Raw genomic sequence first — 26,634 nt, forward strand, 5'->3', positions numbered from 1 at the left:
TTTATGAGCACCTTGTTAATTGATTTAAAAGGAAAAGAGTTGGAACAAGAGGAAGTTGAGTTACTTTCGCACCCTCTTGTTGCAGGATTGATTTTATTTACTCGAAATTTTGAAGACAGAGAACAAATTCAAGAATTAATTCGTTCTGTTCGCCAACGAGTAAAAAAGCCTTTATTAATTACAGTGGATCAAGAAGGTGGACGAGTTCAACGTTTTCGTGATGGATTTACAATGTTGCCTTCAATGCAGGCTTTTCAAGAAACACTATCAGCAACTGAACAAGTAAGTTTTGCTAAAGAAGCAGGTTGGCAAATGGCAGCAGAAATGATTGCTTTGGATATTGACTTGAGTTTTGCACCAGTGCTGGATTTGGGGCATGAATGTCGAGCGATTGGTGATCGCAGTTTTTCATCTGATGTAAAAAGTGCGGTAAATTTAGCCACCGCTTTTATTGATGGTATGCATCAAGCAGGTATGGCATCTACGGGTAAACATTTTCCCGGTCATGGTCATGTATTAGCCGATTCCCATTTAGAAACACCTTATGATGATCGCGCAAAAGACGAAATTTTTGGTTACGATCTCCAACCTTTCCAACAGTTGATTTCACAAAATAAACTCGATGCGATTATGCCTGCTCACGTGATTTATGGACAATGTGATAGTCAGCCTGCAAGTGGTTCAGAATATTGGTTGAAAGAAATTTTACGCAAGAAATTAAATTTCCAAGGTACAATTTTTTCCGATGATCTAGGAATGAAAGGCGCGGGAGTAATGGGGAATTTTGTAGAGCGTAGCAAAAAAGCACTGAATGCAGGTTGTGATCTTTTGTTACTGTGCAATGAACGTGAAGGTGTCATTCAAGTATTAGATAATCTAAAACTTACTGAAAATGAACCGCACTTTATGGCTCGTCAAGCTCGCTTAAAAAATTTATTTAAGCGTAGCGTAATCGAATGGAATGACTTGGTTTTAGATCAACGTTGGAAACTGAATCATCGAAATCTCGCAGATATTCAAAGCCGTTGGCTAGATATTCAGGCCGCAAAAAATGATTGATTGTCGATACTATCAACAAAATGAATGTCGTTCTTGTCAATGGCTTGAAATACCTTATAGTCAGCAGCTTGCTGAAAAACAACATCATTTAAAGCAGCAACTGATTTCTATTAATTGCGATAAAGCTCAATGGTTAGCTCCTTTTCAATCTAATGAACAAGGCTTTCGTAATAAAGCAAAAATGGTTGTTAGTGGCAGTGTGGAACGCCCAATACTTGGTATTTTAAAAAATCCTAATGATCCACAAAGTGCAATTGATTTGTGTGATTGTCCTCTTTATCCTGCACATTTCTCAATAATTTTTTCAATCCTCAAAGATTTTATTGGTCGCGCGGGTTTAGTACCTTATAACATTGCTAAACAAAAAGGTGAACTTAAATATATTTTACTGACAGAAAGTATCGCAACAGGAAAATTAATGTTGCGTTTTGTGTTACGTACAGAAAATAAATTGCCATTAATCCGTCGAGAATTACCAAAATTATTAGAAAAACTACCGCACTTAGAAGTGGTTAGCGTTAATTTGCAACCACTGCACGCTGCTATTTTGGAGGGAGAACAAGAAATTTTTCTGACAGAACAACAATTTTTGCCAGAAAATTTCAATAATATTCCGCTTTTTATTCGTCCACAAGGCTTCTTTCAAACTAATCCTAAAGTGGCGGAGGGATTATATGCAACCGCTCAACAATGGGTATCTGAATTACCTATTTATAACCTATGGGATCTATTTTGTGGTGTAGGTGGATTTGGCTTACATTGCGCCAAAGCGTTACAGGAAAAATGGGAAAAACCCACAGAATTAACGGGAATTGAAATTTCTTCTTCTGCTATTTTAGCGGCGAGTAATTCTGCTAAAATACTGGGGTTAGAATATATAAATTTTCAATCTCTAGATGCAGCAAGCGTGATTGAAAATAAAAATGAAAATAAGCCAGATCTTGTGATTGTAAATCCACCACGTCGTGGAATTGGAAAGAAATTAAGTGAATTTCTTAACGAAATGCAATCAGACTTTGTTTTATATTCTAGTTGTAATTCTGTCACAATGGGTAAAGATTTCACTTATTTGACCCATTACAAACCATTAAAAATTCAACTTTTTGATATGTTTCCACAAACATCTCATTATGAAGTATTAGTTCTATTACAAAGAAAAAAGAATAATCAAAAAATATAAATAGTTTGAGGATTTGAAAGAAGGGTGGTGGAACTAAGCAGAATTGGTCTTAACAGCAAGTGGCTTACTGCACGCATCCCTGCGGGATTTCTACCCAGCCCACCATAGATTAGAAAATGCATCTCGGTGTTCTAGCTTTTGCAGCATAAAACTATGCAATAAGGTTTAAACCTTTAAAGCCACTATATCAGGAGACCAATCCTGTCTTCTTACAATATCCGTAAGAAGTGAAGCAATGATAAAATCCTTTATATTAATTGTCAATTAATGTTTTGAATATTCTTTCCAATTAAACAAAAACCACCCAAATTGATTTCGGATGGTTTTATTTTGAATAAATTATGATGAAAAATTATCTTGCGCCATATACAACGATGGTTTTTCCATGGGCATGAATAAGGTTCTGATCCTCTAACATCTTGATAATTCGTCCCACAGTTTCCCGTGAACAACCCACCATTTGCCCTATTTCTTGGCGTGTAATTTTGATTTGCATACCATCAGGATGGGTCATTGCATCGGGTTGTTTAGCTAAATTCATCAGTGTTTGAGCGATACGCCCTGCTACATCTAAGAATGCAAGGTTACTTACTTGACGTGATGTATTTTGCAAACGTCTTGCCAATTGTGCGGTTAAAAACATTAAGATTTCTGGGTTTGCTTGAATTAATTGACGATATTTTTTATAAGAAATCTCAGCAATTTCACATGTTGTTTTTGTTTTTACCCAAGCTGATCGTTTTGAACCCTCATCAAATAATCCCGCTTCTCCAAAAAATTGTCCTGCACCTAAGTAAGTGAGAATCATCTCTTTGCCTTCATCATCTTTTGAAGACACCATTACAGAGCCTTTAATTACATAATACAACGTAGTCGCATCTTCCCCTGCGTGAATTAAAGTTGATTTTGCAGGATATTTATGCAAATGGCAGTGGGTAAGAAACCAATCTAAAATGGGATCATTCGGTGTTGTTTCTTCCTGCGGAGATGTTACAACATCATCAACTTCAGTTAATTCATTTGACATTCGTACTCCTTACATTCCTGTTTCAAAAATTCCGTTTTATTTTTGATGTTAATGGATTCATGCAATTCAGACCATACAATCACCGCAATTCCATTGCGAATTTGAGTCAGTAAAAGTTGTTTTTTTTGGTTGAGTGAAAGTTCTTCTATACCGTAATCAGTTCCTTCGCGTAAAATCACGCTTTCTACGATATTATCTAATGTTTCTGCTTCTAGTTCTTGCCAAGGAATAATCATATATTTACTCAGTAAAGTCAATTTAGGCAAAAAGTGGCTCGATAAAACGCCATTGTTGTTCAAAAGACTGGCTTGCATTCAGACGGAAATTAGTACGAACATAGCGCATAAATTGTCCTTCACATAGTGTCACTAAATGCGAAGCAATTATGCGTTCATCCACATTAAAGCCACGCCCTTCACGCAATTTTCGCATCTGTAAAATATTGACAAACTGCATTTCAAGACGATCGAAAAATTGTGCCACACGAGCTTGTAATTGAGCTTCTTCAAACATTAATGCGTGACCTGTTAGAACACGTGTCAATCCAGGATTTTTACGGGCAAAATCCAAAATTGTTTGTAAAATGTCGTGAATGCGATTCATTGTTTGAGTTTCGTTACGAATTGACGCTGTAATTCGGCTCAGCAAAGTATTTTCAATATGTTCAATTAATGCTTCAAACATTTTTGTTTTACTTGGGAAATAACGATACAGTGCCGCTTCAGATACACCAACTTCTTTTGCTAGACGAGCCGTTGTCATACGCTCCATGCCACGTTCCGAATGAAGCATATGTATCAATACTGTAAGCACTTGCTGACGGCGTTCTTTTACCGTTCTTTTTTCAATTTTTGGAGTTTCAATTTTAGGCGCAATCTCTTCTACGCCTGATAAAGATAATTGTTCTTCTACCATAAATTATTGTTTACCTGAATGACCGAAACCGCCTTCGCCACGTTCGGTTTGTTGAAAATCTTCTACAATATTAAATTCAGCTTGTACCACAGGCACAAAAACAAGTTGAGCAATACGATCGCCAACTTCAATTTTGAATGGCTCATTTCCACGATTCCACATTGATACCATTAATGGTCCTTGATAATCGGAGTCAATTAATCCTACAAGGTTTCCTAGCACAATGCCATGTTTATGACCAAGACCCGAGCGAGGCAAAATCACGGCAGCTAAATTTGGATCTGCAATATAAATTGAAAGCCCCGTTGGAATTAATTTTGTCTCCCCCGCTTGAATTTCAAAAGTTTCATCGATCAACGCCCGCAAATCAAGACCTGCAGAACCTTCAGTTGCGTAAGTTGGCAGAGGAAATTCATTGCCAATACGAGGATCTAAAATTTTTACGTCAATTTTTTTCATGTAATACTCCGTTTGAAATTCATTCTGCGATTGATTGCCTAGGGTAAAACACATTGCAATGATATTTAATTACCTAGGGTAATATACCCCAGGCTAGTTGCAATGTTACCCCTTTGGGGTAAGCGTTCCCCAAAGGGGAACTACTATCACTATAATTAACCGTGGGTATACTTACCCTCGATCAAACATCATTATGATAATATTTAATTACCTAGGGTAAGTATACCCTAGGCTAGTTGCAGTGTTACCCCCTTGGGGTAAACGTTCCCCAAGGGAACTACTATCACTATAATTAACCGTGGGTATACTTACCCTCGGTCAAACATCATTACGATAATATTTAATTACCTAGGGTAAGTATACCCTAGGCTAGTTGCAGTGTTACCCCCTTGGGGGTAACTATTATTACCATCATTAGCCGTGAGTATACTTACCCACGGTTAAACATCATTGCGATAATATTTAATTACCTAGGATAATATACCCTAGGCTAGTTGCAATGTTACCCCCTTGGGGTAAACGTTCCCCAAAGGGGAACTACTATCACTATAATTAACCGTGGGTATACTTACCCTCGGTTAAACATCGATTGTTTATATTGTTCAACAATCTCACTTACCAAATCCACCGCCAAATCTGCTTTCGACTGTAATGCCAGTGTTTTACTGCCATTTTTCCAGAAAAGCTGCAAGGCATTTTCATCAGCGTTAAAAACTTGTCCGCCAGATACATCGTTGGCACAAATCATATCAAGATTTTTGCGTTCAAGTTTATCTTTTGCATAATCATCAATATTTTGGGTTTCCGCTGCAAATCCAACAGTAAAAGGACGATGTGTTTTTAAATGTCCTACATCTGAGATAATATCGGGATTTTTAATTAACTTAATAGATATTTCATCGCCAGATTTTTTGATTTTTTGGTCAGCAACTTCAGTTACTCTGTAATCAGCAACAGCCGCACAGCCAATAAAAATTTGATTTTTCACCGCACTTTCAAGAGAAGCCTGCCACATATCTTGTGCTGAGATGACATTAATTCGATTTACATTTTTTGGTGTTGTTAAATTCACTGGCCCTGAAATTAACGTGACATTCGCCCCTCGTTTGGCAAATGCTTCAGCAATCGCAAATCCCATTTTCCCTGAACTATGGTTAGAAATATAACGAACAGGATCGATGGACTCACGCGTTGGGCCTGCTGTAATGGCGACATTTAATCCTTGTAGATCTTGTTTTTGAGAGAAAAAGTCAGAAAGTGCGGTAAAAATTTCCTCTGGTTCTGACATCCGCCCTTTCCCCATATCGCCGCAAGCTTGAAAACCACTATTCGGGCCAATAAGCGTAATCCCACGTGTTTGAAGAACCGTTAAATTTTGTTGAGTAATAGATTGACGATACATCTGTTGATTCATTGCAGGGGCAAGAAAAATTGGTGCGTCAGTCGCAAGACAAATTGTTGAAAGTAAATCATTCGCCATGCCTACAGTAAGACGGGCAATAAAGTCTGCACTAGCTGGAGCAACAATAATGGCATCAGCCCATTTGGCAAGTTCAATATGACCCATTGCCAGCTCTGCTTGTGGATCAAGTAAAGATTGTGCGACAGCATTGCCTGAAATGGCTTGAAGCGTTAAAGGTGTAACAAATTCTGCCGCAGCAGGGGTTAATACTACACGTACCTCAGCTTCTGCTTTGCGTAATAAACGAATCAACTCTATTGTTTTATAGGCTGCAATACCGCCAGTTATACCGACTACAATATGTTTTCCGTTTAAATTCATTTTCTTACCTTGTTAGTACTCAACCACAATTTCCCCATTTTACTTGAATTTTGTCGAATGCCCAACGCTATTTTTGCGATCTATATCGCAGATTTTGAATCACTCACTCGTCAAAGCTAAAAAGTGCGGTCAAAATCTTTCTTATTTTTCTTTCATAAATTTATGGAAAACAATGATGATTTAATGCCACGGGAAAAATTGCTGGCATTCGGAGCAAAAGCATTAAGTGATTATGAACTACTTGCGATTTTTTTACGTACTGGTATCAAAGGTTGTCCTGTTATGTCACTTTCTAAAAATGTATTAACGCATTTTGGCTCCTTGCACGCTTTACTTTCCTCAGATAAAAAAGCTTTCTGTTCTGTAAAAGGCTTAGGTATTACGCAATTTATTCAACTACAAGCAATTACGGAAATGACCAAGCGTTATTTAAAACAAGAGATGTTAAGTACGCCGATTATTAATGATCCTGAAACTGTAAAACTTTTTTTACTCACTGAATTGCAACACGAAGAAAGAGAAGTGTTTATGGTTTTATTTTTGGATAATCAACATCGTCTGATTAAAAAAGAGCGGTTATTTTTAGGTACAATTAATGTATCAGCGGTTTATCCTCGAGAAATTATTAAAGAAGCACTCTATTGTAATGCAGCAGCTTTAATTTTGGCACATAATCATCCTTCAGGTGTAACGGAGCCGAGTTATTCGGATCAGCTTATTACTAAAAAAATTCAAGATGCAGCTGAACTAATGGAAATTCGCGTGCTTGATCATTTAATTGTAGGGAAAAGCGATTGTTATTCTTTCGCGGAGAATTGTTTATTATAATTTTTTATAATATTGACCATTTTTTTACCGATTACATTCAGGAAAATCGCATTTACACTTGAGAAATGAAAACAAAGTCAGTATAATTTGCGACCTTTAATATAGTAAGCGGGTCGGATTAGCGCGACCTGACGAGGTAGCAAGCTAGGTTTAACCAGCTTTAAACATCCGAACCGTAAGCTCGAGCTTATATTTAATTATTGGAGATTATTATGTCTAGAGTTTGTCAAGTAACAGGCAAGCGTCCAGCTGTGGGTAATAACCGCTCACACGCAATGAATGCGACACGTCGTCGTTTTCTTCCAAACCTTCACACTCACCGTTTCTGGGTTGAAAGTGAAAACCGTTTCGTAACCTTACGTTTAACTGCGAAAGGTATGCGTATTATTGATAAAAAAGGCATTGATGCAGTATTAGCTGAAATCCGTGCTCGTGGCGAAAAAATCTAAGGAGCTAAAAAATGGCAGCTAAAGGTGCTCGTGAGAAAATCCGTTTAGTTTCTACTGCAGAGACAGGTCACTTCTACACAACTGATAAAAACAAACGTAATATGCCTGAAAAAATGGAAATCAAAAAATTTGATCCAGTAGTGCGTAAACACGTTATCTATAAAGAAGCAAAAATCAAATAATATTGATTTAATTATTTTAAACCCGAGTAAAAACTCGGGTTTTTTATTTGTTCTTATTACAAACGTTTGCTTCTTATTTAACCGTTTGACTCGTAAAAAGTTAAATTTGCTTTTCATATTGTAAAAAAAATGTACAATTGTCCCCGTTTTGACGTAACCCTACATCAAAACCTGTTTCCAACCTAGCCCGTCCTGTGGGCAAACTAGGGTAAAAACAAAAAAGCTGAAACGCTTTTTTTAATAAGTAGCGAGTCAAATGCCCTATGTATCTGTTTTATAAACGGTAAATTTATCGCAAGGCACCCGACTTATTTTTTTCACCTCTTTTAGAAGGTTTTAATCAAAATGACAATGATCACCCCTGTACAAGCAATTCTTGCTTCAAACCAACATTTTTTAGATCGCCAAGATGTAATGGAATCCAACGTACGTAGTTATCCTCGCAAATTACCTTTTGCCTATGCAAAAGCACAAGGCTGTTGGGTTACTGATGTTGAAGGTAATGAATACCTCGACTTTTTAGCAGGCGCAGGAACCCTTGCATTAGGACATAATCATCCTGTGTTAATGCAAGCCATTAAAGACGTATTAGATAGCGGATTGCCGTTACACACTTTAGATTTAACCACTCCACTTAAAGATGCGTTTAGTGAAGAATTATTGTCATTCTTCCCGAAAGATAAATATATCTTACAATTCACAGGCCCTTCTGGTGCAGATGCAAATGAAGCAGCCATCAAATTAGCCAAAACTTACACAGGGCGTGGCAATATCATCGCTTTCTCAGGCGGTTTTCACGGTATGACCCAAGGGGCATTAGCCTTAACAGGTAATCTTGGTGCAAAAAATGCCGTTGAAAATTTAATGCCGGGCGTACAATTTATGCCATATCCACACGAATACCGCTGCCCATTTGGCATTGGTGGAGAAGCGGGTGCGAAAGCAGTTGAACATTATTTTGAAAACTTCATCGAAGATATAGAAAGCGGCGTGGTAAAACCTGCTGCGGTGATCTTAGAAGCAATCCAAGGGGAAGGTGGCGTTGTGCCAGCACCAATCAGCTTCTTACAAAAAGTACGTGAAGTTACCCAAAGACACGGTATTTTAATGATCTTAGATGAAGTACAAGCTGGTTTCTGTCGTTCTGGAAAAATGTTCGCCTTTGAACACGCAGGTATTGAGCCTGATATTATTGTGATGTCAAAAGCAGTTGGTGGCAGCTTACCATTAGCTGTATTAGCTATCCGTAAAGAATTTGATGCGTGGCAACCTGCAGGACATACAGGTACATTCCGTGGCAATCAATTAGCGATGGCAACGGGTTATGCGTCACTTAAAATTATGCGTGATGAAAACCTTGCACAAAATGCGCAAGAACGTGGCGAATACTTAACCAATACATTACGTGAATTAAGCAAAGAATATCCGTGTATTGGTAACGTGCGTGGTCGTGGCTTAATGATGGGCATTGATATTGTTGATGAACGCCAGCCAAAAGATGCAACAGGGGCTTACCCACGCGATTGTGAATTAGCGGCAGCAATCCAAAAAGCTTGCTTCAAAAACAAACTCTTGCTCGAACGTGGCGGACGCGGTGGCAACGTGGTTCGCGTGCTTTGTGCAGTAAACATCAACCAAAGTGAATGCGAAGAATTTATCAAACGTTTCAAGCAATCTGTAGCAGACGCATTAAAAGCCGTGAGAGGCTAAAGTGCGGTTAAATTTTTCAAAATTTTTGTGAATTTTGACCGCTTAGTAATTATCCTCCCTCTTTAAAAATAGGGGCAAGGGGGAAATTTGATTACAATGTTTAATTACTCACAAAGTTGAATTTTCTTCTGCTAAATATCCCCTACCCCCTCTTTGCTAAAGAGGGGGAATCTTTTAGGAAATTAGATAACAGTGTCAAACCTCAAACAACACAAACAAGCTTTGTTTTGCAACGATAGCAAAGCAATTACTGATTATGAAACAGCGATGCATAATGCGGTGCAAGCAGTCTCTGCTTGGCTGAAAAATGAAAAAATGTACACAGGCGGTTCAATCAAACAAATGCGAGCCTTAATAAGCGGTTTTAATCCGACGAAAGAGGGTATGGGTGTACAGAAATCACTCGATCATTTGGTGGAAATTTTCCTCAATCCAAGCCTTAAAGTGCATCATCCACACTCACTTGCCCATTTACATTGCCCAACAATAGTGGCAAGTCAAATTGCGGAAGTACTGATTAATGCGACCAACCAATCAATGGATTCGTGGGATCAAAGCCCAGCAGGTTCAATTATGGAGGAGCATTTGATCGACTGGCTACGCCAAAAAGCAGGCTACGGCGAAGGCACTTCGGGCGTGTTTACCTCTGGTGGCACGCAATCAAATTTAATGGGTGTGTTGCTGGCACGTGATTGGGCGATTGCGAAACATTGGAAAAATAATGATGGCTCCGAATGGTCAGTACAACGTGATGGTATTCCAGCGGAAGCAATACAAAAAGTGAAAGTAATTTGTTCAGAAAACGCACACTTCTCTGTACAAAAAAATATGGCAATGATGGGAATGGGTTTCCAATCAGTCGTTACTGTGCCATCAAATACCAATGCACAAATGGATGTGATTGCACTTAGGCAAACACTTGCACAGCTTAAAGCCGAAGGCAAAATTACTGCCTGTATTGTTGCTACCGCAGGCACAACAGATGCGGGTGCAATTGATGACTTAAAAGCAATCCGCAAACTTGCCGATGAATATCAAGCGTGGTTACACGTTGATGCTGCTTGGGGTGGCGCATTATTGCTTTCCAAAGATTATCGCCATTTCTTAGCTGGTATTGAATTAACCGACTCAATCACGCTAGATTTCCACAAACACTTCTTCCAAACCATTTCCTGTGGTGCATTTTTGCTCAAGGATCCAGCAAACTATCGCTTCATCGATTACAAAGCTGATTATCTCAATTCGGAATATGATGAAGCTCACGGCGTGCCAAACTTAGTGGCAAAATCGCTACAAACAACTCGTCGTTTTGACGCATTAAAATTATGGTTTACCCTTGAAGCATTGGGAGAAGATCTTTACGCTTCAATGATCGATCACGGCGTAAAACTAACCAAAGAAGTCGAGCAATACATCAACGATACTCCAGCCTTAGAGATGCTTGTACCAAGTCAGTTTGCATCGGTGTTATTCCGTGTCGTACCAAAAGACTATCCAGCTGAATTTATTGATGCACTAAACCAAAACGTGGCAGATGAACTCTTTGCACGAGGCGAAGCGAATATTGGCGTGACTAAAGTAGGCGACAAACAATCACTGAAAATGACTACCCTAAGCCCGATTGCAACATTGGAAAATGTTAAAGCGTTATTAACTCAAGTACTAACAGAAGCAAATCGTATTAAAGACGACATCAAAAATAGCACTTACACACCACCCATTGATTAATTAGTCAATTAACACAAAAAATAACCGCTTGTATCTGAAGACAAGCGGTTATTCTGTAAAATAAAAATCTTTTAGCATAGATTAAACGAGATATATAAATTTTATCCATTAGATAACTACCTATATTTTTGAAATATTCATCATTTTAATTTTCAAAGAATATAAAAAATGGTAAAACTAACCGCACTTTATATCATTATTCAATCTACTCACTAAGTTAAAAATTATGCCAGAACTTCCCGAAGTTGAAACTGCACTACGTGGTATTAGCCCTTATCTTAAAAATTTTACGATTGAGAAAGTTGCCGTACGCCAGCCTAAATTGCGCTGGGCTGTATCAGAAGAATTGATAACGCTAAAAAAGGTAAAAATTGTCGATCTCACTCGTCGAGCAAAATATTTGATTATTCACACGGAAAAAGGCTATATCATCGGGCATTTGGGCATGTCAGGTTCGGTGCGAATTGTGCCACAGGATAGCGCAATAGATAAACATGACCATATTGATATTGTGATGAATAATGGCAAATTATTACGTTATAACGATCCTCGTCGTTTCGGTGCATGGTTGTGGACGGAGAATCTAGATGACTTTCATCTTTTCTTAAAGCTAGGGCCTGAACCGCTTTCTGATGAATTTAATGCAGAATATTTATTCAAAAAATCTCGTCAAAAATCAACCGCACTTAAAACCTTCTTGATGGATAACGCTGTGGTGGTGGGTGTTGGAAATATTTATGCGAATGAAAGTTTGTTTATTTGTGGTATTCATCCACTTAAACTCGCTAAAAATCTGACCCGCAATCAATGTATTTCCTTAGTGAACACGATTAAAGATGTTTTGAGAAAAGCCATTATTCAAGGTGGAACGACACTTAAAGATTTTTTACAGCCAGATGGTCGCCCAGGTTATTTTGCACAAGAATTATTGGTATATGGCAATAAAGATAAACCTTGTCCAAAGTGCGGTGGAAAAATTGAAAGTTTAGTTATTGGGCAGCGTAATAGTTTCTTTTGCCCGAAATGTCAGAAAAGGGGTTAGAACAAATAAATTTTCAAATTGAAAAGAAAGTATTAAATATAATGAAAACAGCGGTCAAAATAGACCGCTATTTTTAGTTTACTGGAAATTCTTCAATGACAACAGGAACTTGTAAGATTTTGCCTAACCGTAAAATAGTAACAAGAACTTTTGAATTAGGTTTTGTATTTGCGATAATTTGCATCATTTCTCGGGCTGAAATCCCCTCTTGATTATTTAATTTCAAAATCACATCGCCAACTTGAATACCTGCTTTTGCTGCAGGGCTATTCGGGCTTACGTCTGTGATAACTATTCCTTCTTCACTACTTGAACTAATATCACTTTGCACACCAAAATAACCTCGAATCACACGTCCATCACGCATAATTTTACGTAGTACATCATTTGCAATATCTATTGGAATGGCAAAATTTAGTCCTTCTGCGATTTCATTGGCGGTTTTACCAATACTAAGTGTGCTGATTCCTACCAATTCTCCTGCAGAATTAATTAAGGCACCGCCTGAGTTTCCGCGGTTAATTGATGCATCGGTTTGGATGAAGTTTTGTCTGCCAACAGAATCACCTACCGCATTACGACCCATTGCGCTAATGATTCCTTGAGACACACTTTGTCCTAAATTGTAAGGATTACCGATTGCCAACACTACATCGCCGACTTGAGCTTGACGATTTGAATTTTGTGGAATAGTTGAAAGATTATTTGCACGAATTTTGAGAACAGCGAGATCAGTGAGATTATCTGAACCAACAAGACTGGCCTCAAAAATATTTCCGTTTTGCAACGCTACTACAATTTGATCGGCATTTTGGATAACGTGTTTATTTGTCAAAATATAACCGTCTTTACTCATAATTACGCCAGAACCTAAGTTATTCACTTGTAGTTGCTCATTATCATTAATGCTGGAAGAAAAAGAGCGGTTATAAACATTCACTACTGCTGGAGAGGCAATACGCACGGCATTTTTGAATGATACAATATCATCAGTAGTGAAGATGTTGCTGTTATTCAGTCTTGGAACCGCAAACAAAATCACGCCCGCAGCAGCCAAGCCCCAAAGGGCGGAATGGAAAAGTTTTTTAAGCATTTAGATTCCTTTCGGCGTGTAAGTTAATTTTATATCGTCACCGATTTGTTCTAATTCATTGAGTTGCCATAATGGTGCATCGGCAAGTTTAGTTAAATTCGGTAATTGGCATAGACCACGAGCATTGTCGCCAAGTAATTTGGGTGCAACGTAAATAATCAATTCATCTACTAATTTCGCATCAATTAAACTCCCTGCTAAATTTGCTCCAGCTTCTACCCAAAGGGTATTTATTTGTCGTCTTCCCAATTCTTGCATTAATTCTTTTAGTAAATTTTCTTTTGGAAGAATAATTTGTTCACAGAAATCAGGAAAGCCTGTTAAATCTCGTGGTTCATTAGAAACTAACCAAACAGGAGAATACGTTAAAAAAAGTTTATGAGTCGGCTGAATGCGATGTTGTGAATCTAAAATGACTCGCACAGGCTGGCGAAGATCTTCTTTTTTATATTCTGTTTTAAGATTTTCAGGAAATTCGTCCCAGCGTACATTAAGGCTTGGATCATCTGCAATTATTGTCGCAGAAGTAGATAAAAGTGCGGATGATTTTGCACGCATTTTTTGTACGTCTGAACGAGCATCTGAACCCGTAATCCATTTACTTTCTCCACTTGCCATTGCTGTTCGTCCATCTAAACTCATCGCGAGTTTGAGTTGAACAAAAGGCATACCTTGACGCATTCGTTTTAAAAAGCCTTTATTTATTTTTTCTGCTTGATCGCTCAATAAATTCACCGCACTTTCGATGCCGGCATCAGACAACATTTTCAAACCTTTCCCTGCGACTTGATGATTTGGATCTTGCATAGCCGCAATGACTTTTACTACGCCAGCCTCAATTAATCCTAATGCACAAGGTGGGGTGCGACCATAATGAGAGCAGGGCTCTAAGGTGACGTAAGCTGTTGTTCCTTTGGCATTTTCGCCAGCTTGAGCTAAAGCAACGCGTTCGGCATGAGGTTGTCCAGCCTTAAAATGAAAGCCTTCTCCCACAATTTCACCATTTTTTACCAATACGCATCCCACCGATGGGTTCGGTGTGGTGGTATATTGTCCTTTGGTGGCTAAATCTAAGGCGCGTTGCATAAATACGTGATCTTGTGAGGAAAATTCGCTCATGGTTAATCCTTTAAGCTCTCAATTTCTTTGGTGAATTGATTAATGTTATCAAAACTCAAATAGACTGATGCAAAACGAATATAAGCCACTTTATCGAGTTTTTTTAACTCATTCATCGCGAGTTTTCCAACCAGTTTACTTGGTACTTCACGTTCACCCGTCGCACGTAATTGAAAAATTATATGGTTAATTGCTTTTTCTACATCATCTGCACTTACAGGACGTTTTTCTAAGGCGTGTTGAATACCGCTACGCAATTTATCTTCATTGAATGGCTCACGTGTACCATCAGTTTTGATAATTTTCGGTATGATTAATTCTGCCATTTCAAAAGTAGTAAAACGTTCGTGACAATGACCGCACTCACGGCGGCGGCGAACTTGATAACCATCAGATACTAAACGGCTATCAATGACTTTAGTTTCTTCTGTATCACAAAATGGACAGCGCATAAACAATTCTCCGTAAAAAGGGTCGTTATCTTAGCAAAAAATCGGTTCTTTGACGATTGCTTTATGCTTTTCTTGTCTTCTTTTGTGCGAATAATAAGCCAAACCAATCTTTTGTTTGTTTTAATAATTTTTCGATATTTCCAGCTTGTTCAAATCTTGAGGTTTGCGCCAATACGCGTGACCAATATGGATCGGCTTTTGACCCGAAACCATTACTTTCAGTTAATTCCTGAAGTTTTTCAGAAACAGAATTTTCATCACTCACAATAAAATCACTTATATTTCTTACTGTTGGCACTAATTGGATTTCAATTTGACTTTGTAAATAATCTTTTACGTAAATTTGTAATTGAGCAAGCGCAACTTCACGCTCAATAGTCGGTAATTCGAGAACCTTATCTTGCGTAATTAATTTTGCTGGTACCGCATTTTCTTGTGTAACACATTGAATTAAATAATAAATCCAAGGACGAATACAATAGCGATCTTTGTATTTCGCAAAATGCCAGTGAATGACTTGTGAATTATCGCCAAATAAAGCGTCCATATAACCAAATAAACGTATTTTTTGATTTTCGTTTTGCCAATCTACGGCAATATTAAAATCTATAGAAGCCTGTTTAGGCTCGCCAAGATCGGCTATTTTCTCTTTAAATTCTAGAACATTGTCGCGAATATTTTCAGCATAAACCTTTCCAAACTCTGCGCGCGGTAACACGCCTTTTACTTCTGCTTGTCTAAAATAATCAGCAAAATTTTGTTCATCAAGGTAAATTAAGTCATTATTGAGAGAATAATTATCTAACCCACTTAAAGTGAAGTTTTCACTGTCAGCAATGCGTTCATCTTTATCGCGGAAATAAACACCGAGTTGTTTTTCAAAGAAAAATTTCACTGGATTTTCCACAAAGCTGACTAAAGAATCCACTTCAACTTCTTCGATTTTTTCTGGGTTTTCTGTCATAGTGACGGCAAATTCTGAATTGCTAGCCACCGTGTCAAATTGTGCTATTGGCAACCATTTTGTCGCAAAAGAGCGGGTAAATTTTTCGTTGTTTTTGAAATTATCTGGGCTAAATGCGGTCATTGGGTGTTCAATGACAGTAAGGACATTTTCCTTTTGCCCTTGATTAATATAATCCAACAGTTGACTTACCAATACGGATGGTTCTTTCGGTTGATTATCTGTAATGGAACGCCCAACATAGCTGATATAGCAATAATCACGTGCTGCCAATAAGGCTTCTAAGAACAAATAGCGATCATCATCACGGCGAACACGATCGCCTTTTTGATAATGATATTGCATTAAATCAAAACTGTTTGGTGTTTGTGTTCTTGGGTAATCCGCATCATTCATTCCAAGTAAACAAACCACTTTGAATGGCACTGAACGCATTGGTAATAAGGTGCAGAAATTTACTTTTCCTGCAAGGAATTTGAGGCTATTTGGCGCATCTTCCAATTGCATTGTGATGACATCGGCGATCACTTCTGCTTGTAATTCTTCATTAAAATGGAGCGATTTTAGATGCTCAGCTAATTCATTAATTTTCTCTTGAATATAGAAAATCGTGTCGCTAGTGTCTTCATTTTGTATGAAGAAATCTGATAAAAGTGCGGTTAAAATTTCTTGCCATTTTTCGATGGAATGTGCTTGTTGCAGCGTTTCATGCAGCGCGGAAAGTACGGTAAAAAACTGTGACAACTTGCCAGCGAGTTCACCCTTTAAGCCATAACTGCTGTTTAAGCCCAGACTATCTTGCCAAATGCCCTGTTCTTCACGCATCGCATAACCTAAAATCATTCGTTCTAATCCAGCCTGCCAAGAATTGAAATTGATGCCATCTTGATTTTTTTGCAAACCGACACGAATCCCTGAATCCGCCACCCATTCTCGCACTAATGGTAAATCAGCAAGGGAAATATTAAATCGTTCTCGCATCGCAGGAATATCCAACAACGCTAAAACATCCTCTGCACTAAAATTGCTTTCTTTTAAGCGTAATAAAGTTAAGTAACTTGAGACCAACACATCGCTTTCTGAAAGTTTATTATCTGAAAGTGAAAATGGAATTTGTGGCGCATCTCCATTTTTTTGCCCGAAAACTGCCTGAATATAGGGTGTGTATTGGTTAATATCTGCCACCATAACAACCACATCTTTTGGCGTAAGGCTAGGAGCTTGATTGAATAAATCCAGTAAATAATCGTGCAATACTTCCACTTCTCGCATAGCACTGTGGCAAGAATGTAGGGTTAAAGTGCGGTCATTTTTTGCGATATTTAACGGTTTATTTTCTAAATGCAGAATTTGAGACTGTAATTGCCCAAGCAAACTGTTTGATTTAATTTCTTGATAAGCATTGACAGGATAAGTTGGAATATGTTCTTCATCTCTCACCAATGTATAGAGAAAATCTCGCCCCATTTTTCCCCAAGCCGCCAGTAATGGATTGCCTAGTTGAAGGTTTTCTTTTTGATAAGTGACGTCAAACTGAGCGTTTTCTAGTTGAGAAAGTTGATCCTCGGAAAAGAGCGGTTGATTTTCATCTTGTTTATTGAATTGATAACGCTTGCGAGAACGCAAATAATCAAGGCGTAGATCACTAATATCCCCCCAATATTCTTGGCAAGGATTATTAAAAAATAAGTGAATATCCACTTCAGAGGATATCGCTTGCAAAATATTAAGATAAGCAGTTGGAAGCGCAGGAATACCAAAAATAAATATGCGTGAAGGTAATTTTTTCGGTGCTTTTTTATCCGCAAGCAAGGCTAAGAACTGATTATGCAAAGCCGCTCGATGTGTAGCATCATCAACATCTGATTTAACATCGACGACCAACGCACGCCATAGCTCCCCTTGCCATTTTGTATTGCCTTGAATTTGCTCAAACAACGTATCGTTTAGGTTAGGTTGTTGCTTTTGTATTTGCGCAGTGATTTGTTCATCTTCGCCTTTTTCCCAAGCAAAAATCCATTCAGCTCGGTAAACTAAATATTGGTCAAATAAGTCGGCTATTTTACTGCTAAGTTGATAAAGTTTGTATTGTTCAGAATGTGGCGAAGATGCTAAATAATTTCGTAAAGGCAAAAAATTTTCTTTCTCGAGAAAAGTCGGGATTAAGCGTATTAAACGCCACATCATTGAATCTTTATCAAAAGGGTTTTCCAATGCCGTTGCGGGTAAATTTTGAGCATAAAGCTGCCAAATAAAACTTGCTGGCATAGGAAATTTTAGGTTCGCTGAAATGCCTGTTTCTTTGGCGAGTTCAATTTGTAGCCATTGCGCCATATTAGGGCTTTGCACCAAAATAATATCTTGTTGAAAAGGATCTTCAGGTGGTAAAGATTTGAATAAAGAAGAAAGAATTTCTTTTTGTTTTTCAAGCTGATTGGAATAATAAACAATGAACACAATGGCGACCTTTTGATGATTTAACCTAGAAAAAACAACGCCATTTTACTGAGTTTTTATCAAAATTTCACTCGTAGGATAACGCACAATAATGCGTTCATTTTCACATCGAATACGAAAAGTTAAGCCATTTTGTTGTATCAATTGTTCACAAGCTAACCCTAAAAATTGGCGTTGAGCTTGATTCTCTGCAATTTGTGTTGCCTGAAAATCTTGATAAGTTTTTACCGCACTTTTTCGCTGATCTGCCGTCCATTGATTAAAAACAAGAAATAAAACGCTAAATAAAGCTAAAGAAAATAACAATGTAATAAGCGACATTCCTTTATTCATCCTGAACATTAAAATCACTCCAACTTTTTTCTGCTAACTTCCACTGGCTATATTGTCGAACTAAGGTTACTACCGTCTTTTTCCCATAAGCTAAAGTTACGCCATCTAAAGTTAAATTCCCGTTGGTAATCACTGCGCCACTAATCCTCCCTTTGCCAGTCAATTTTAAATCGCCCTCTGCAATTAATACGGCAGACACCGTGCCATTAATTTCAACTTCCGCTTGTGAATCTGAAAACCAATAAAGTTTAGGTGTTTTATTCGCGTTTAAAATTCTGGGTGGGGAAGAAAAGTGCGGTCGAAAATCTGTAAGTTTTTCTGTGTGAATGAAATCTTTCAATGCACCTTGATTATCTCCCTGTTTAGGCGATTTTTTAAATAGGCTCATTCTTTCACACCAAAGAAAATATTGAATTGAATCTGTGGCACCATCAAGCGTAATGCTGATTTGCTTTACACTTTCATTATTATTTAAGGGTAAATCAAGGCAGGCAGTTTGTTTTTTCTCCTCTGTCATTTTTTGTAATTGTAATGTTCTTTCCACATAGTGTTTTCGTTGATTTTGTTGCGCCCGAAAAAAACTTAAATGGCTATCATCTAACAATAAGATTACGCTTAATAAACCCGAAATAAAAATCAGAATAGTCAGCGTAATAATGCCTTTTTGTGTTGTCATTGTTTTTGATTCCAGAGCGCAACAACAAGGGAGGTTTCATAACTGATGTTTGGGGCTTGTTTTAAATTTCCTTTTAACTTGATTTCTAATCCTTTGCCTTCAATTAACCAATTAAATTGTAGCCTAGTAATTTCATATTCGTTGTTATCTAATAAATCTGCCCAACCTCCCCCAGCGTTGCAAGCGGTTTGTTGAAAAGCACGTTTACACGTTTCTGCCGTGCAATTAGTAGGAATAACACTTTGATAAGTCAGTTTGGTTTTTATCATTTTGTTACTCACTTTATAGCCAAATAATTCTTCAGTACTACTTTTAGATGTATTTTTCCCATTTTTCATACAGGTTTTCGGCGAACCTTTACCAATACACCCATTTTTATTTAAATCATAAAAGAATAACACGCAGCTATTAGGTGGCGCATTATCTTCTTGGCTAATAAAAATGGCTGTGCCTTGTTCATCTAATTCAAATAAAAATAAATTGCTTTCCGTCAGTTTTGCATTTAATGCTCGAAATCCTAATCGGCGAAGATCTTTACCTATTAACTGTAATGTTCGTTGTAATTCAGCTTGTAATTTTAAATGTAATAACATTTGTTGGTTTTGTGTTTGTATTTGCACATAAAAATGCGAAATGCTTAGCAGCAATAAAGAAGACAAAGCCAGTGAAATCATCAGTGCTAATAGGATTTGCCCTTTTAATAATGTTTTCATCATTAATTACAAGCACTATCAAATTGATTGGTTTTTAAACGAATACTGCCAACATTGAAAAATAAAAATAACGTACGTTCATTTTCTGCTTGCAAAATAAAGCAACGAGTAACGATAGTATTACGAATGCCATCAAATCTCGTGATTTCTTTTGGATAAATATGATGGCTTTGAATCATCGTTTTATTAGGAAAATAAGGATAGTAAAAATGCGCATAAACCTCTTTCGGGCAATTTATCGGATTTAAACAATCACAAGTTTGGTTATTTTTTACTTGTGCCGTTAAGCACCATTGTTGTGTCGCAAGGTTCCGATTGATAAGTAAAAACCACACTTCCGATGAATTTTCTGCCCGAGCCTGAATTTGTCGTAGAAATAAATACAGGCGATGTTGCTCTTTGGTTAAAATCGTTTTAGGTGAATCGGTTTGCCATAATGGCACGACAAAACTCAGCACAATGCTGATGATTGCTAACCCAATCAATAATTCCACTAATGTCACACCTTTCTGCATAAAACGCTCCAATTTTCTACCGCACTTTAATGATAAATAATGAGTAGAAAAATCACTTGATATGATTTTTGCGATCCATATCGCAAAGTTTTTCTGAAAATCTATAAAAACCATTGTTTTATGATTTTCAACTGGTTATTTTGGCAAATCTCGCTATAATGATGCGGAATTTTTCTGTTCTTTAAAATCTGGTGGAAATATGAATCCAATGTTAAATATCGCTATTCGTGCGGCACGAAAAGCGGGCAATGTGATTGCTAAAAATTATGAACGCCGTGATGCTATCGAAAGCACACAAAAAGGTATTAATGATTATGTGACAAACGTTGATAAAGCGTCTGAAGCAGAAATCATTGAAGTTATTCGTAAATCTTATCCTGATCACACAATTATTACGGAAGAAACAGGCGCAATTGAAGGCAAAGATAGCGATGTACAATGGATTATTGATCCTCTAGATGGTACCCGGAATTTTATGACAGGACTTCCCCACTTTTCTGTGTCTATCGCAGTTCGTGTAAAAAATCGCACTGAAGTCGGGGTTGTTTACGATCCAATCCGCAATGAATTATTTACTGCTGTGCGTGGCGAAGGTGCAAAATTAAATGAAGTACGTTTACGTGTAGATAGTAAACGTGAACTTCAAGGTTCAATTTTAGCCACTGGTTTTCCATTCAAACAACCAAAATTAATGCCAACTCAATTTGCAATGATGAATGCCTTAATTGAAGATGCTGCGGATTTCCGTCGTACTGGTTCTGCTGCATTAGATTTATGCTATGTGGCGTCAAATCGTATTGATGGCTATTTTGAAATGGGCTTAAAAGCATGGGATTGCGCAGCTGGCGATTTAATCGTGCGTGAAGCAGGTGGTTTAGTCTGTGATTTTGATGCAGGTAACGGCTACTTACGCAGTGGCAATATCATCGCAGCCCCATCACGCGTAATAAAAGAAATGTTAAATAAAATCCGCCCTTGTTTAGGTGCTGAATTTAATCATTAATTTTTATAAGTACAATAGCACCTATCAAGGTGCTATTTTTAATTTTATTAATGAAACATACTTGATTAGCGACTTTATCTGCGCATCAACGAAAAAAAACGACGACATTATGCTTCCAGAACTTGGCTTTTTCCTTCTTTTACTCGCAACAGCTAGCGCGTTTTTTCTTGCGTTAGTGCCTCAATTTGGGTTATTCAAAAAAAATTCGACTTTAATTAATGCTGCTTGGCCGCTTAGTTATATTTTTACCCTTGCGACGACGTTCTCAATTGGTTTGCTTGCTTATTCTTTTGCGGTGGATGATTTCACCCTTGAATATGTAGCGGCACATTCTAATTCCCAATTACCTACATTTTTTAAAGTGGCTGCCACTTGGGGCGGACATGAAGGTTCAATGTTGTTTTGGTTATTTTCATTGAGTTTATGGCTTGCTGCTTTTGCTTTTTTTAATCGAAAAAATGACCGCACTTTTTCCGCTCAATCTTTATCTTTATTGGGATTAATTTGCTTTGGTTTTGCGGTGTTTATTTTATTTTATTCCAATCCATTTGGACGCATTTTTCCTGCTCCCGCAGAAGGGCGCGATCTCAATCCAATGTTGCAAGATGTGGGATTAATTTTCCATCCGCCTTTATTATATGTTGGCTATGTGGGCTTTGCGGTAAATTTTGCAATGAGTTTGAGTGCGTTGATTTATAACCAATCTGCACGACAAATTGCACGCTCAATGCGTGGCTGGGTGTTGGTTTCTTGGTTGTTTTTAACCATTGGCATTGTGCTTGGTGCGTGGTGGGCTTATTACGAACTTGGCTGGGGCGGTTGGTGGTTCTGGGATCCCGTAGAAAATGCATCTTTAATGCCTTGGTTGCTTGGTTTGGCGTTATTACACAGTTTAATGGCAACAGAAAAACAAGGTGTATTTAGTTATTGGACAACGCTTTTTTCTTTGCTCGCTTTTGCCTTTAGCGTATTAGGCACGTTTATTGTTCGTTCTGGTGCACTCACTTCTGTGCACGCTTTTGCATTGGATAACACGCGCGGTTATGTATTGTTATTAATTTTCTTTGTTTTGACAGTGTTAGCCTTTGGTTTATTCGCTTTGCGTGCGGGCAGTTTGTCAGAAAGTGCGGTGAATTTTCAGTTCGTTTCTAAATCGGGTGGCATTTTATTGCTGAATATTTTGCTGACCATTGCCACTGTTTCTACCTTTTTAGGCACCTTTTACCCGATGTTATTCCAAGCGATGAATTGGGGCTCAATTTCGGTGGGAAGTCCTTATTTTAATAGTATTTTCTTCCCAATCATTACGGTAATTTTAATCTTAATGGTAATTTCGCTTAGCATACGTAAAGTGCAATTTGATCGCGTATTATTGATACGTTACGTATGGTTGCTTATTCCGTCTTTGATTCTCGCCAGCTTGATGATTTGGCAACAGCTACGCCATAATTCTGCGTTGAATTTTCACGCTTTCGCTTTTGTGTTATTAACTCTTGCGATTTGGCTTTTGTTGGTCACTTTATGGCAAAATTGGCGACAAATTCGTTTGTCTCAATTTGGTATGATTTTAGCACACTGTGGCGTGGCGATTGTGACTATTGGCGCAATAATGAGCGGTTATTTTGGCAGTGAAATTGGTGTGCGTTTAGCACCGCAACAAAGTCAAACGCTGGGACAATATGAATTTCACTATCGCCAATTTTCTAATGAAATCGGACCAAACTTTACGGCAGAAATCGCCTTTTTTGACGTAACTGAAAATGGTAAACCTTATGCAGAAATTATCCCCGAACGCCGTTATTACGATGTTCGTACAATGACAATGAGTGAAGTGGGGCTTAATGGCGGTTTTTGGGGCGATTTATATATTGTGATGGGAGATTCTCTCGGCAAAGGAGAATTTACTTTCCGCTTACATTATAAACCGCTGATTCGTTGGCTTTGGGCTGGCGGTATTTTAATGGCGTTTGGCGCACTTTTTAGCGTCTTCGGATTACGCAGAAAACAGGAAAAATAATGAACAAAAAACTTCTCTTTTTTGCACCGCTCTTTGTGCTTTTAGGCGTGTGTGTATTATTAATTGCTGGGTTAAATCAAGATCCGAAAAAAATTGCGTCGGCTTTAATTGATAAACCCGTTCCAGAGTTTTATCAGGCTAATTTACATGAGCCATCACAAATCGTAAGCCTGAAAGATTTTCCTAAACAGCCATTTTTATTAAATGTGTGGGGCAGTTGGTGTGGTTATTGCAAAGAAGAACATCCGTTGTTAATTGAGATTGCAAAAACGTTGCCTATTGTGGGTGTAGATTATCGCGACAATCCGCAAAATGGCATTGAAATGCTTAAGCGAATGGGCAATCCGTTCGTCTTAACCATTAATGATAGTCAGGGAGAACTTGCCCTCAAATTAGGCGTGGATGGCGCGCCAGAAACTTATCTTTTGGATGAAAATGGTGTGATTCGTTATCGCCATTCTGGTTTATTGGATAAAGAAACTTGGCAAACGGTATTTTTGCCAAAAATTGAAGCATTGAAGAATAAATGAAAAGCCTATTAGATATTTTTACTCGAGTTCAAAAAACATTTGTTTTTGCAACCGCACTTTTATTCGCATTTTCCTTGTTTACTCAAGCGGAAATGGTGGATACCTATCAATTCCAAAATCAAGATGATCGTACTCGTGCCGTAGAGTTGGCAAAATCTTTACGCTGCCCACAATGTCAAAACCAAAATTTGGTGGAATCTAATTCGCCTATCGCTTATGACTTGCGTCTTGAAGTGTACAAAATGGTGGACGAAGGAAAAACTAATCAGCAAATTATCGATCAAATGACGGCTAGATTTGGCGATTTTGTGAATTACAAACCGCCATTCAAATGGAATACGGCGTTGTTATGGTTATTGCCAATGGCTCTTTTAATTTTAGCGGCCGCATTGCTTTATTTCTCAAATAGAAAAAAATCTGCCCTATCTTCAACCGAGCAGGGAACTGCGTTGGAAAAAGAACAGAGATATTTTTCTGTTAATGCTGAGTTTCATTCAGACCCTAAGGAAAAGGAACAAAAGACAGATTTCTTTGGGAAAAGTAATCACAAACTTTCTTTTGTGGTTTTCTTTTTATTAATTGTTATTCCAACCGCTTATTATTTTTCTCTTGATCGTTTTAGTCGTGTTCAACAAGGCGAGCAATCAATGATTGAGCAACATAATCAAAATGTTGAAATGAATGATGAACACAAAAATGAAAATGTGATTGAGAAGATCCAAAATAAACTGCGTACTGATCCAAATAATGCGGAAACTTGGCTTCTACTTGGGGAAGCCTATGTGCAGAATAATGAATTTGACAGTGCGCTTGTGGCTTATTCTAATGCGGAAAAAATCTCAGGCAGTAAACCTAATATTTTAGGTTTGGCAGCCACCGCACTTTATTATCAAGCAGGTCAGCAAATAACCCCAAAAGTAGAACAACTTTTGAATGAAGCTTTGGCAAAAGATAAAAATGAAGTGTCAAGTCTTTCTTTGTTGGCGACGATTGCCTTAGAAAATCGTCAATACCCACAAGCCAGTGCGTATTTACAGCAATTATTAGATTCTGGTAATGCGGCAGTGGATCGTCGTTCTGTTATTCAACGAATGAAGATGTTGGATTTTTTACAACGTGGTGAAAAAGGGCAAAATCCGTGAGCCAATATTCTGAAAATATTATTATTGGTGCAGGTGCCGCAGGATTATTTTGCGCTGCACAGTTGGCTAAGTTAGGCAAGTCAGTGACAGTTTTCGACAACGGTAAAAAAATCGGACGTAAGATTTTGATGTCGGGCGGTGGGTTTTGCAATTTCACCAATTTAGAGGTTACGCCAGCTCATTACCTTTCACAAAATCCTCATTTCGTTAAATCTGCCCTTGCCCGCTATACCAATTGGGATTTTATTTCTCTTGTGGCGGAGCAAGGGATTACTTATCACGAAAAGGAATTGGGGCAATTATTTTGTGATGATGGCGCAGAACAAATCGTTGAAATGTTGAAATCTGAATGCGATAAATATGGCGCTAAGATTTTATTGCGTAGCGAAGTTTCTCAAGTTGAACTCATTCAAAATGATGAAAAAGTGCGGTTTGTTTTACAGGTAAATTCAACCAAATGGCAATGTAAAAATTTGATTGTTGCGACAGGTGGGCTTTCTATGCCTGGGCTTGGTGCAACGCCATTTGGCTATCAAATTGCAGAACAATTTGGCATTCCAGTTATTCCTCCGCGCGCGAGTTTAGTGCCTTTTACTTATCAAGAAACAGATAAATTTTTAACCGCACTTTCAGGCATTAGCTTGCCAGTCACGATCACAGCCCAGTGCGGAAAATCTTTTCACAACCAGCTTTTGTTTACCCATCGTGGAATTTCAGGCCCTGCGGTGTTGCAAATTTCCAATTATTGGCAGCCTACTGAGTCAGTGGAAATTGATTTATTACCTAACCACAATGTGGAAGAGGAAATTAATCAAGCAAAACAATCTTCGCCAAAACAAATGTTGAAAACTATCTTGGTTCGATTACTTCCGAAAAAATTGGTTGAACTTTGGCTTGAGCAAGGTCTTATGCAAGATAAAGTTATCGCTAACATCAGCAAAGTGTGGGTAAAAAATCTGGTGGATTTTATTCATCACTGGGAATTTACTCCAAATGGCACAGAAGGCTATCGTACGGCTGAAGTCACTATGGGCGGTGTGGACACCAAAATGATTTCTTCTAAAACGATGGAAAGTAACCTTGTACAAGGTTTGTATTTTATTGGCGAAGTGCTAGATATAACAGGCTGGCTAGGCGGTTACAACTTTCAATGGGCGTGGAGTTCAGCTTATGCTTGTGCAACGAATATCTCAAGACAATAAATAGATAAAGATCAAAGCATACGCATTTTTTACAAGACAAAATCTCAAAATAGCTT

The 26,634-nt window shown here is 37.9% G+C and carries 26 protein-coding genes; 13 read left to right on the plus strand and 13 right to left on the minus strand.

From position 1 onward, the window contains the following. Positions 1-3 precede the first annotated feature (3 nt). A complete protein-coding gene (nagZ, locus tag DQN24_RS00185; protein ID WP_111695210.1) occupies positions 4-1,059 on the plus strand; it encodes a beta-N-acetylhexosaminidase in 1,056 nt (351 codons plus the stop codon). Beyond that, the gene (gene rlmC / locus DQN24_RS00190; RefSeq protein ID WP_111695211.1) at positions 1,052-2,239 is read left to right on the plus strand and encodes a 23S rRNA (uracil(747)-C(5))-methyltransferase RlmC; all 1,188 of its coding nucleotides are present in this window, start codon (positions 1,052-1,054) and stop codon (positions 2,237-2,239) included. The genes nagZ and rlmC overlap by 8 nt, the downstream gene beginning before the upstream one ends. A 352-nt stretch (positions 2,240-2,591) precedes the next feature. Here rlmC and crp read toward each other — a convergent pair whose 3' ends face one another. The 5 genes from crp to coaBC all read right to left on the minus strand — a co-directional run bounded on the left by crp (position 2,592) and on the right by coaBC (position 6,423). Beyond that, positions 2,592-3,266, minus strand: a complete 675-nt coding sequence (gene crp, locus DQN24_RS00195; RefSeq protein ID WP_032824524.1) for a cAMP-activated global transcriptional regulator CRP — start codon at positions 3,264-3,266, stop codon at positions 2,592-2,594. Further along, a complete protein-coding gene (locus DQN24_RS00200; protein ID WP_032824522.1) occupies positions 3,251-3,502 on the minus strand; it encodes a YheU family protein in 252 nt (83 codons plus the stop codon). The genes crp and DQN24_RS00200 overlap by 16 nt, the downstream gene beginning before the upstream one ends. A 22-nt stretch (positions 3,503-3,524) precedes the next feature. Then, the gene (gene slmA, locus DQN24_RS00205) at positions 3,525-4,181 is read right to left on the minus strand and encodes a nucleoid occlusion factor SlmA (RefSeq protein WP_111695212.1); all 657 of its coding nucleotides are present in this window, start codon (positions 4,179-4,181) and stop codon (positions 3,525-3,527) included. A 3-nt stretch (positions 4,182-4,184) separates the two neighbouring features. Further along, positions 4,185-4,640 carry a dUTP diphosphatase gene (gene dut / locus DQN24_RS00210; protein ID WP_044330861.1) on the minus strand — a complete coding sequence of 152 codons (456 nt, stop codon included), beginning with the start codon at positions 4,638-4,640 and terminating at the stop codon, positions 4,185-4,187. Between the two features lie 568 nt (positions 4,641-5,208). Continuing rightward, complete coding sequence (gene coaBC / locus DQN24_RS00215; protein ID WP_111695213.1) at positions 5,209-6,423, minus strand: bifunctional phosphopantothenoylcysteine decarboxylase/phosphopantothenate--cysteine ligase CoaBC; 1,215 nt, start codon at positions 6,421-6,423, stop codon at positions 5,209-5,211. 162 nt (positions 6,424-6,585) lie between these two features. Between coaBC and radC the strand changes: the two genes are divergently transcribed. From radC to mutM, 6 genes are all read left to right on the plus strand, one after another. Continuing rightward, positions 6,586-7,251: a RadC family protein gene (radC, locus tag DQN24_RS00220; RefSeq protein ID WP_050846688.1), complete on the plus strand. Its 666-nt coding sequence runs from the start codon at positions 6,586-6,588 to the stop codon at positions 7,249-7,251. Positions 7,252-7,463: 212 nt separating this feature from the next. Beyond that, complete coding sequence (rpmB, locus tag DQN24_RS00225) at positions 7,464-7,700, plus strand: 50S ribosomal protein L28 (RefSeq protein WP_005542826.1); 237 nt, start codon at positions 7,464-7,466, stop codon at positions 7,698-7,700. An 11-nt stretch (positions 7,701-7,711) separates the two neighbouring features. Then, positions 7,712-7,882 (plus strand): 50S ribosomal protein L33, encoded by a 171-nt coding sequence (gene rpmG / locus DQN24_RS00230; protein ID WP_005613503.1) that lies wholly within the window; start codon positions 7,712-7,714, stop codon positions 7,880-7,882. A gap of 345 nt (positions 7,883-8,227) precedes the next feature. Further along, entirely contained in the window at positions 8,228-9,592 is a 1,365-nt protein-coding gene (locus tag DQN24_RS00235) for a diaminobutyrate--2-oxoglutarate transaminase (protein ID WP_111695214.1), read from the plus strand. Positions 9,593-9,784: 192 nt separating this feature from the next. Next, positions 9,785-11,320, plus strand: coding sequence for an L-2,4-diaminobutyrate decarboxylase (gene ddc, locus DQN24_RS00240; RefSeq protein ID WP_021034783.1), 1,536 nt, complete (start codon positions 9,785-9,787; stop codon positions 11,318-11,320). 226 nt (positions 11,321-11,546) lie between these two features. Continuing rightward, the gene (gene mutM / locus DQN24_RS00245; RefSeq protein ID WP_021034782.1) at positions 11,547-12,362 is read left to right on the plus strand and encodes a DNA-formamidopyrimidine glycosylase; all 816 of its coding nucleotides are present in this window, start codon (positions 11,547-11,549) and stop codon (positions 12,360-12,362) included. Positions 12,363-12,435: 73 nt separating this feature from the next. Here the strand turns inward: mutM and degS are convergent, their stop codons facing one another. From degS to DQN24_RS00285, 8 genes are all read right to left on the minus strand, one after another. Beyond that, positions 12,436-13,455, minus strand: coding sequence for an outer membrane-stress sensor serine endopeptidase DegS (gene degS, locus DQN24_RS00250; RefSeq protein WP_005688381.1), 1,020 nt, complete (start codon positions 13,453-13,455; stop codon positions 12,436-12,438). Further along, a complete protein-coding gene (ribD, locus tag DQN24_RS00255) occupies positions 13,456-14,574 on the minus strand; it encodes a bifunctional diaminohydroxyphosphoribosylaminopyrimidine deaminase/5-amino-6-(5-phosphoribosylamino)uracil reductase RibD (protein WP_021034781.1) in 1,119 nt (372 codons plus the stop codon). Between the two features lie 2 nt (positions 14,575-14,576). Continuing rightward, positions 14,577-15,026 carry a transcriptional regulator NrdR gene (gene nrdR, locus DQN24_RS00260; protein ID WP_021034780.1) on the minus strand — a complete coding sequence of 150 codons (450 nt, stop codon included), beginning with the start codon at positions 15,024-15,026 and terminating at the stop codon, positions 14,577-14,579. Positions 15,027-15,087: 61 nt separating this feature from the next. After that, positions 15,088-18,447, minus strand: coding sequence for an exodeoxyribonuclease V subunit gamma (recC, locus tag DQN24_RS00265; protein WP_111695215.1), 3,360 nt, complete (start codon positions 18,445-18,447; stop codon positions 15,088-15,090). 45 nt (positions 18,448-18,492) lie between these two features. Then, entirely contained in the window at positions 18,493-18,780 is a 288-nt protein-coding gene (locus DQN24_RS00270; RefSeq protein ID WP_054249354.1) for a DUF5374 domain-containing protein, read from the minus strand. Next, the gene (locus DQN24_RS00275) at positions 18,773-19,456 is read right to left on the minus strand and encodes a DUF2572 family protein (RefSeq protein WP_054249353.1); all 684 of its coding nucleotides are present in this window, start codon (positions 19,454-19,456) and stop codon (positions 18,773-18,775) included. Before DQN24_RS00275 ends, DQN24_RS00270 begins: the two co-directional genes overlap by 8 nt. Next, positions 19,453-20,172 carry a PulJ/GspJ family protein gene (locus tag DQN24_RS00280; RefSeq protein WP_111695216.1) on the minus strand — a complete coding sequence of 240 codons (720 nt, stop codon included), beginning with the start codon at positions 20,170-20,172 and terminating at the stop codon, positions 19,453-19,455. Before DQN24_RS00280 ends, DQN24_RS00275 begins: the two co-directional genes overlap by 4 nt. After that, complete coding sequence (locus DQN24_RS00285; RefSeq protein WP_054249351.1) at positions 20,172-20,684, minus strand: pilus assembly FimT family protein; 513 nt, start codon at positions 20,682-20,684, stop codon at positions 20,172-20,174. Before DQN24_RS00285 ends, DQN24_RS00280 begins: the two co-directional genes overlap by 1 nt. 199 nt (positions 20,685-20,883) lie before the next feature. Here DQN24_RS00285 and suhB point away from each other — a divergent pair, with 199 nt between their 5' ends. The 5 genes from suhB (at position 20,884) to DQN24_RS00310 (ending at position 26,578) form a co-directional block, all read left to right on the plus strand. Further along, entirely contained in the window at positions 20,884-21,687 is an 804-nt protein-coding gene (suhB, locus tag DQN24_RS00290) for an inositol-1-monophosphatase (RefSeq protein WP_005631453.1), read from the plus strand. A 109-nt stretch (positions 21,688-21,796) separates the two neighbouring features. Then, positions 21,797-23,704, plus strand: a complete 1,908-nt coding sequence (gene nrfE / locus DQN24_RS00295) for a heme lyase NrfEFG subunit NrfE (RefSeq protein WP_021034774.1) — start codon at positions 21,797-21,799, stop codon at positions 23,702-23,704. Continuing rightward, entirely contained in the window at positions 23,704-24,234 is a 531-nt protein-coding gene (locus tag DQN24_RS00300; RefSeq protein WP_021034773.1) for a DsbE family thiol:disulfide interchange protein, read from the plus strand. The genes nrfE and DQN24_RS00300 overlap by 1 nt, the downstream gene beginning before the upstream one ends. Further along, entirely contained in the window at positions 24,231-25,376 is a 1,146-nt protein-coding gene (nrfF, locus tag DQN24_RS00305; RefSeq protein WP_111695217.1) for a heme lyase NrfEFG subunit NrfF, read from the plus strand. Before DQN24_RS00300 ends, nrfF begins: the two co-directional genes overlap by 4 nt. Further along, positions 25,373-26,578 carry an NAD(P)/FAD-dependent oxidoreductase gene (locus tag DQN24_RS00310; protein WP_050948688.1) on the plus strand — a complete coding sequence of 402 codons (1,206 nt, stop codon included), beginning with the start codon at positions 25,373-25,375 and terminating at the stop codon, positions 26,576-26,578. The genes nrfF and DQN24_RS00310 overlap by 4 nt, the downstream gene beginning before the upstream one ends. Positions 26,579-26,634 lie beyond the last annotated feature (56 nt).

Source organism: Haemophilus influenzae (assembly GCF_900475755.1).
GTDB classification, from domain to species: domain Bacteria; phylum Pseudomonadota; class Gammaproteobacteria; order Enterobacterales; family Pasteurellaceae; genus Haemophilus; species Haemophilus influenzae_D.

Coding starts and splice junctions, on each gene's coding strand:
- nagZ (WP_111695210.1), top strand. CDS start 4: ATGAGCACCTTGTTAATTGATTTAAAAGGAAAAGAGTTGGAACAAGAG.
- rlmC (WP_111695211.1), top strand. CDS start 1,052: ATGATTGATTGTCGATACTATCAACAAAATGAATGTCGTTCTTGTCAA.
- crp (WP_032824524.1), bottom strand. CDS start 3,266: ATGTCAAATGAATTAACTGAAGTTGATGATGTTGTAACATCTCCGCAG.
- DQN24_RS00200 (WP_032824522.1), bottom strand. CDS start 3,502: ATGATTATTCCTTGGCAAGAACTAGAAGCAGAAACATTAGATAATATC.
- slmA (WP_111695212.1), bottom strand. CDS start 4,181: ATGGTAGAAGAACAATTATCTTTATCAGGCGTAGAAGAGATTGCGCCT.
- dut (WP_044330861.1), bottom strand. CDS start 4,640: ATGAAAAAAATTGACGTAAAAATTTTAGATCCTCGTATTGGCAATGAA.
- coaBC (WP_111695213.1), bottom strand. CDS start 6,423: ATGAATTTAAACGGAAAACATATTGTAGTCGGTATAACTGGCGGTATT.
- radC (WP_050846688.1), top strand. CDS start 6,586: ATGGAAAACAATGATGATTTAATGCCACGGGAAAAATTGCTGGCATTC.
- rpmB (WP_005542826.1), top strand. CDS start 7,464: ATGTCTAGAGTTTGTCAAGTAACAGGCAAGCGTCCAGCTGTGGGTAAT.
- rpmG (WP_005613503.1), top strand. CDS start 7,712: ATGGCAGCTAAAGGTGCTCGTGAGAAAATCCGTTTAGTTTCTACTGCA.
- DQN24_RS00235 (WP_111695214.1), top strand. CDS start 8,228: ATGACAATGATCACCCCTGTACAAGCAATTCTTGCTTCAAACCAACAT.
- mutM (WP_021034782.1), top strand. CDS start 11,547: ATGCCAGAACTTCCCGAAGTTGAAACTGCACTACGTGGTATTAGCCCT.
- degS (WP_005688381.1), bottom strand. CDS start 13,455: ATGCTTAAAAAACTTTTCCATTCCGCCCTTTGGGGCTTGGCTGCTGCG.
- ribD (WP_021034781.1), bottom strand. CDS start 14,574: ATGAGCGAATTTTCCTCACAAGATCACGTATTTATGCAACGCGCCTTA.
- nrdR (WP_021034780.1), bottom strand. CDS start 15,026: ATGCGCTGTCCATTTTGTGATACAGAAGAAACTAAAGTCATTGATAGC.
- DQN24_RS00270 (WP_054249354.1), bottom strand. CDS start 18,780: ATGAATAAAGGAATGTCGCTTATTACATTGTTATTTTCTTTAGCTTTA.
- DQN24_RS00275 (WP_054249353.1), bottom strand. CDS start 19,456: ATGACAACACAAAAAGGCATTATTACGCTGACTATTCTGATTTTTATT.
- DQN24_RS00280 (WP_111695216.1), bottom strand. CDS start 20,172: ATGATGAAAACATTATTAAAAGGGCAAATCCTATTAGCACTGATGATT.
- DQN24_RS00285 (WP_054249351.1), bottom strand. CDS start 20,684: ATGCAGAAAGGTGTGACATTAGTGGAATTATTGATTGGGTTAGCAATC.
- suhB (WP_005631453.1), top strand. CDS start 20,884: ATGAATCCAATGTTAAATATCGCTATTCGTGCGGCACGAAAAGCGGGC.
- nrfE (WP_021034774.1), top strand. CDS start 21,797: ATGCTTCCAGAACTTGGCTTTTTCCTTCTTTTACTCGCAACAGCTAGC.
- DQN24_RS00300 (WP_021034773.1), top strand. CDS start 23,704: ATGAACAAAAAACTTCTCTTTTTTGCACCGCTCTTTGTGCTTTTAGGC.
- nrfF (WP_111695217.1), top strand. CDS start 24,231: ATGAAAAGCCTATTAGATATTTTTACTCGAGTTCAAAAAACATTTGTT.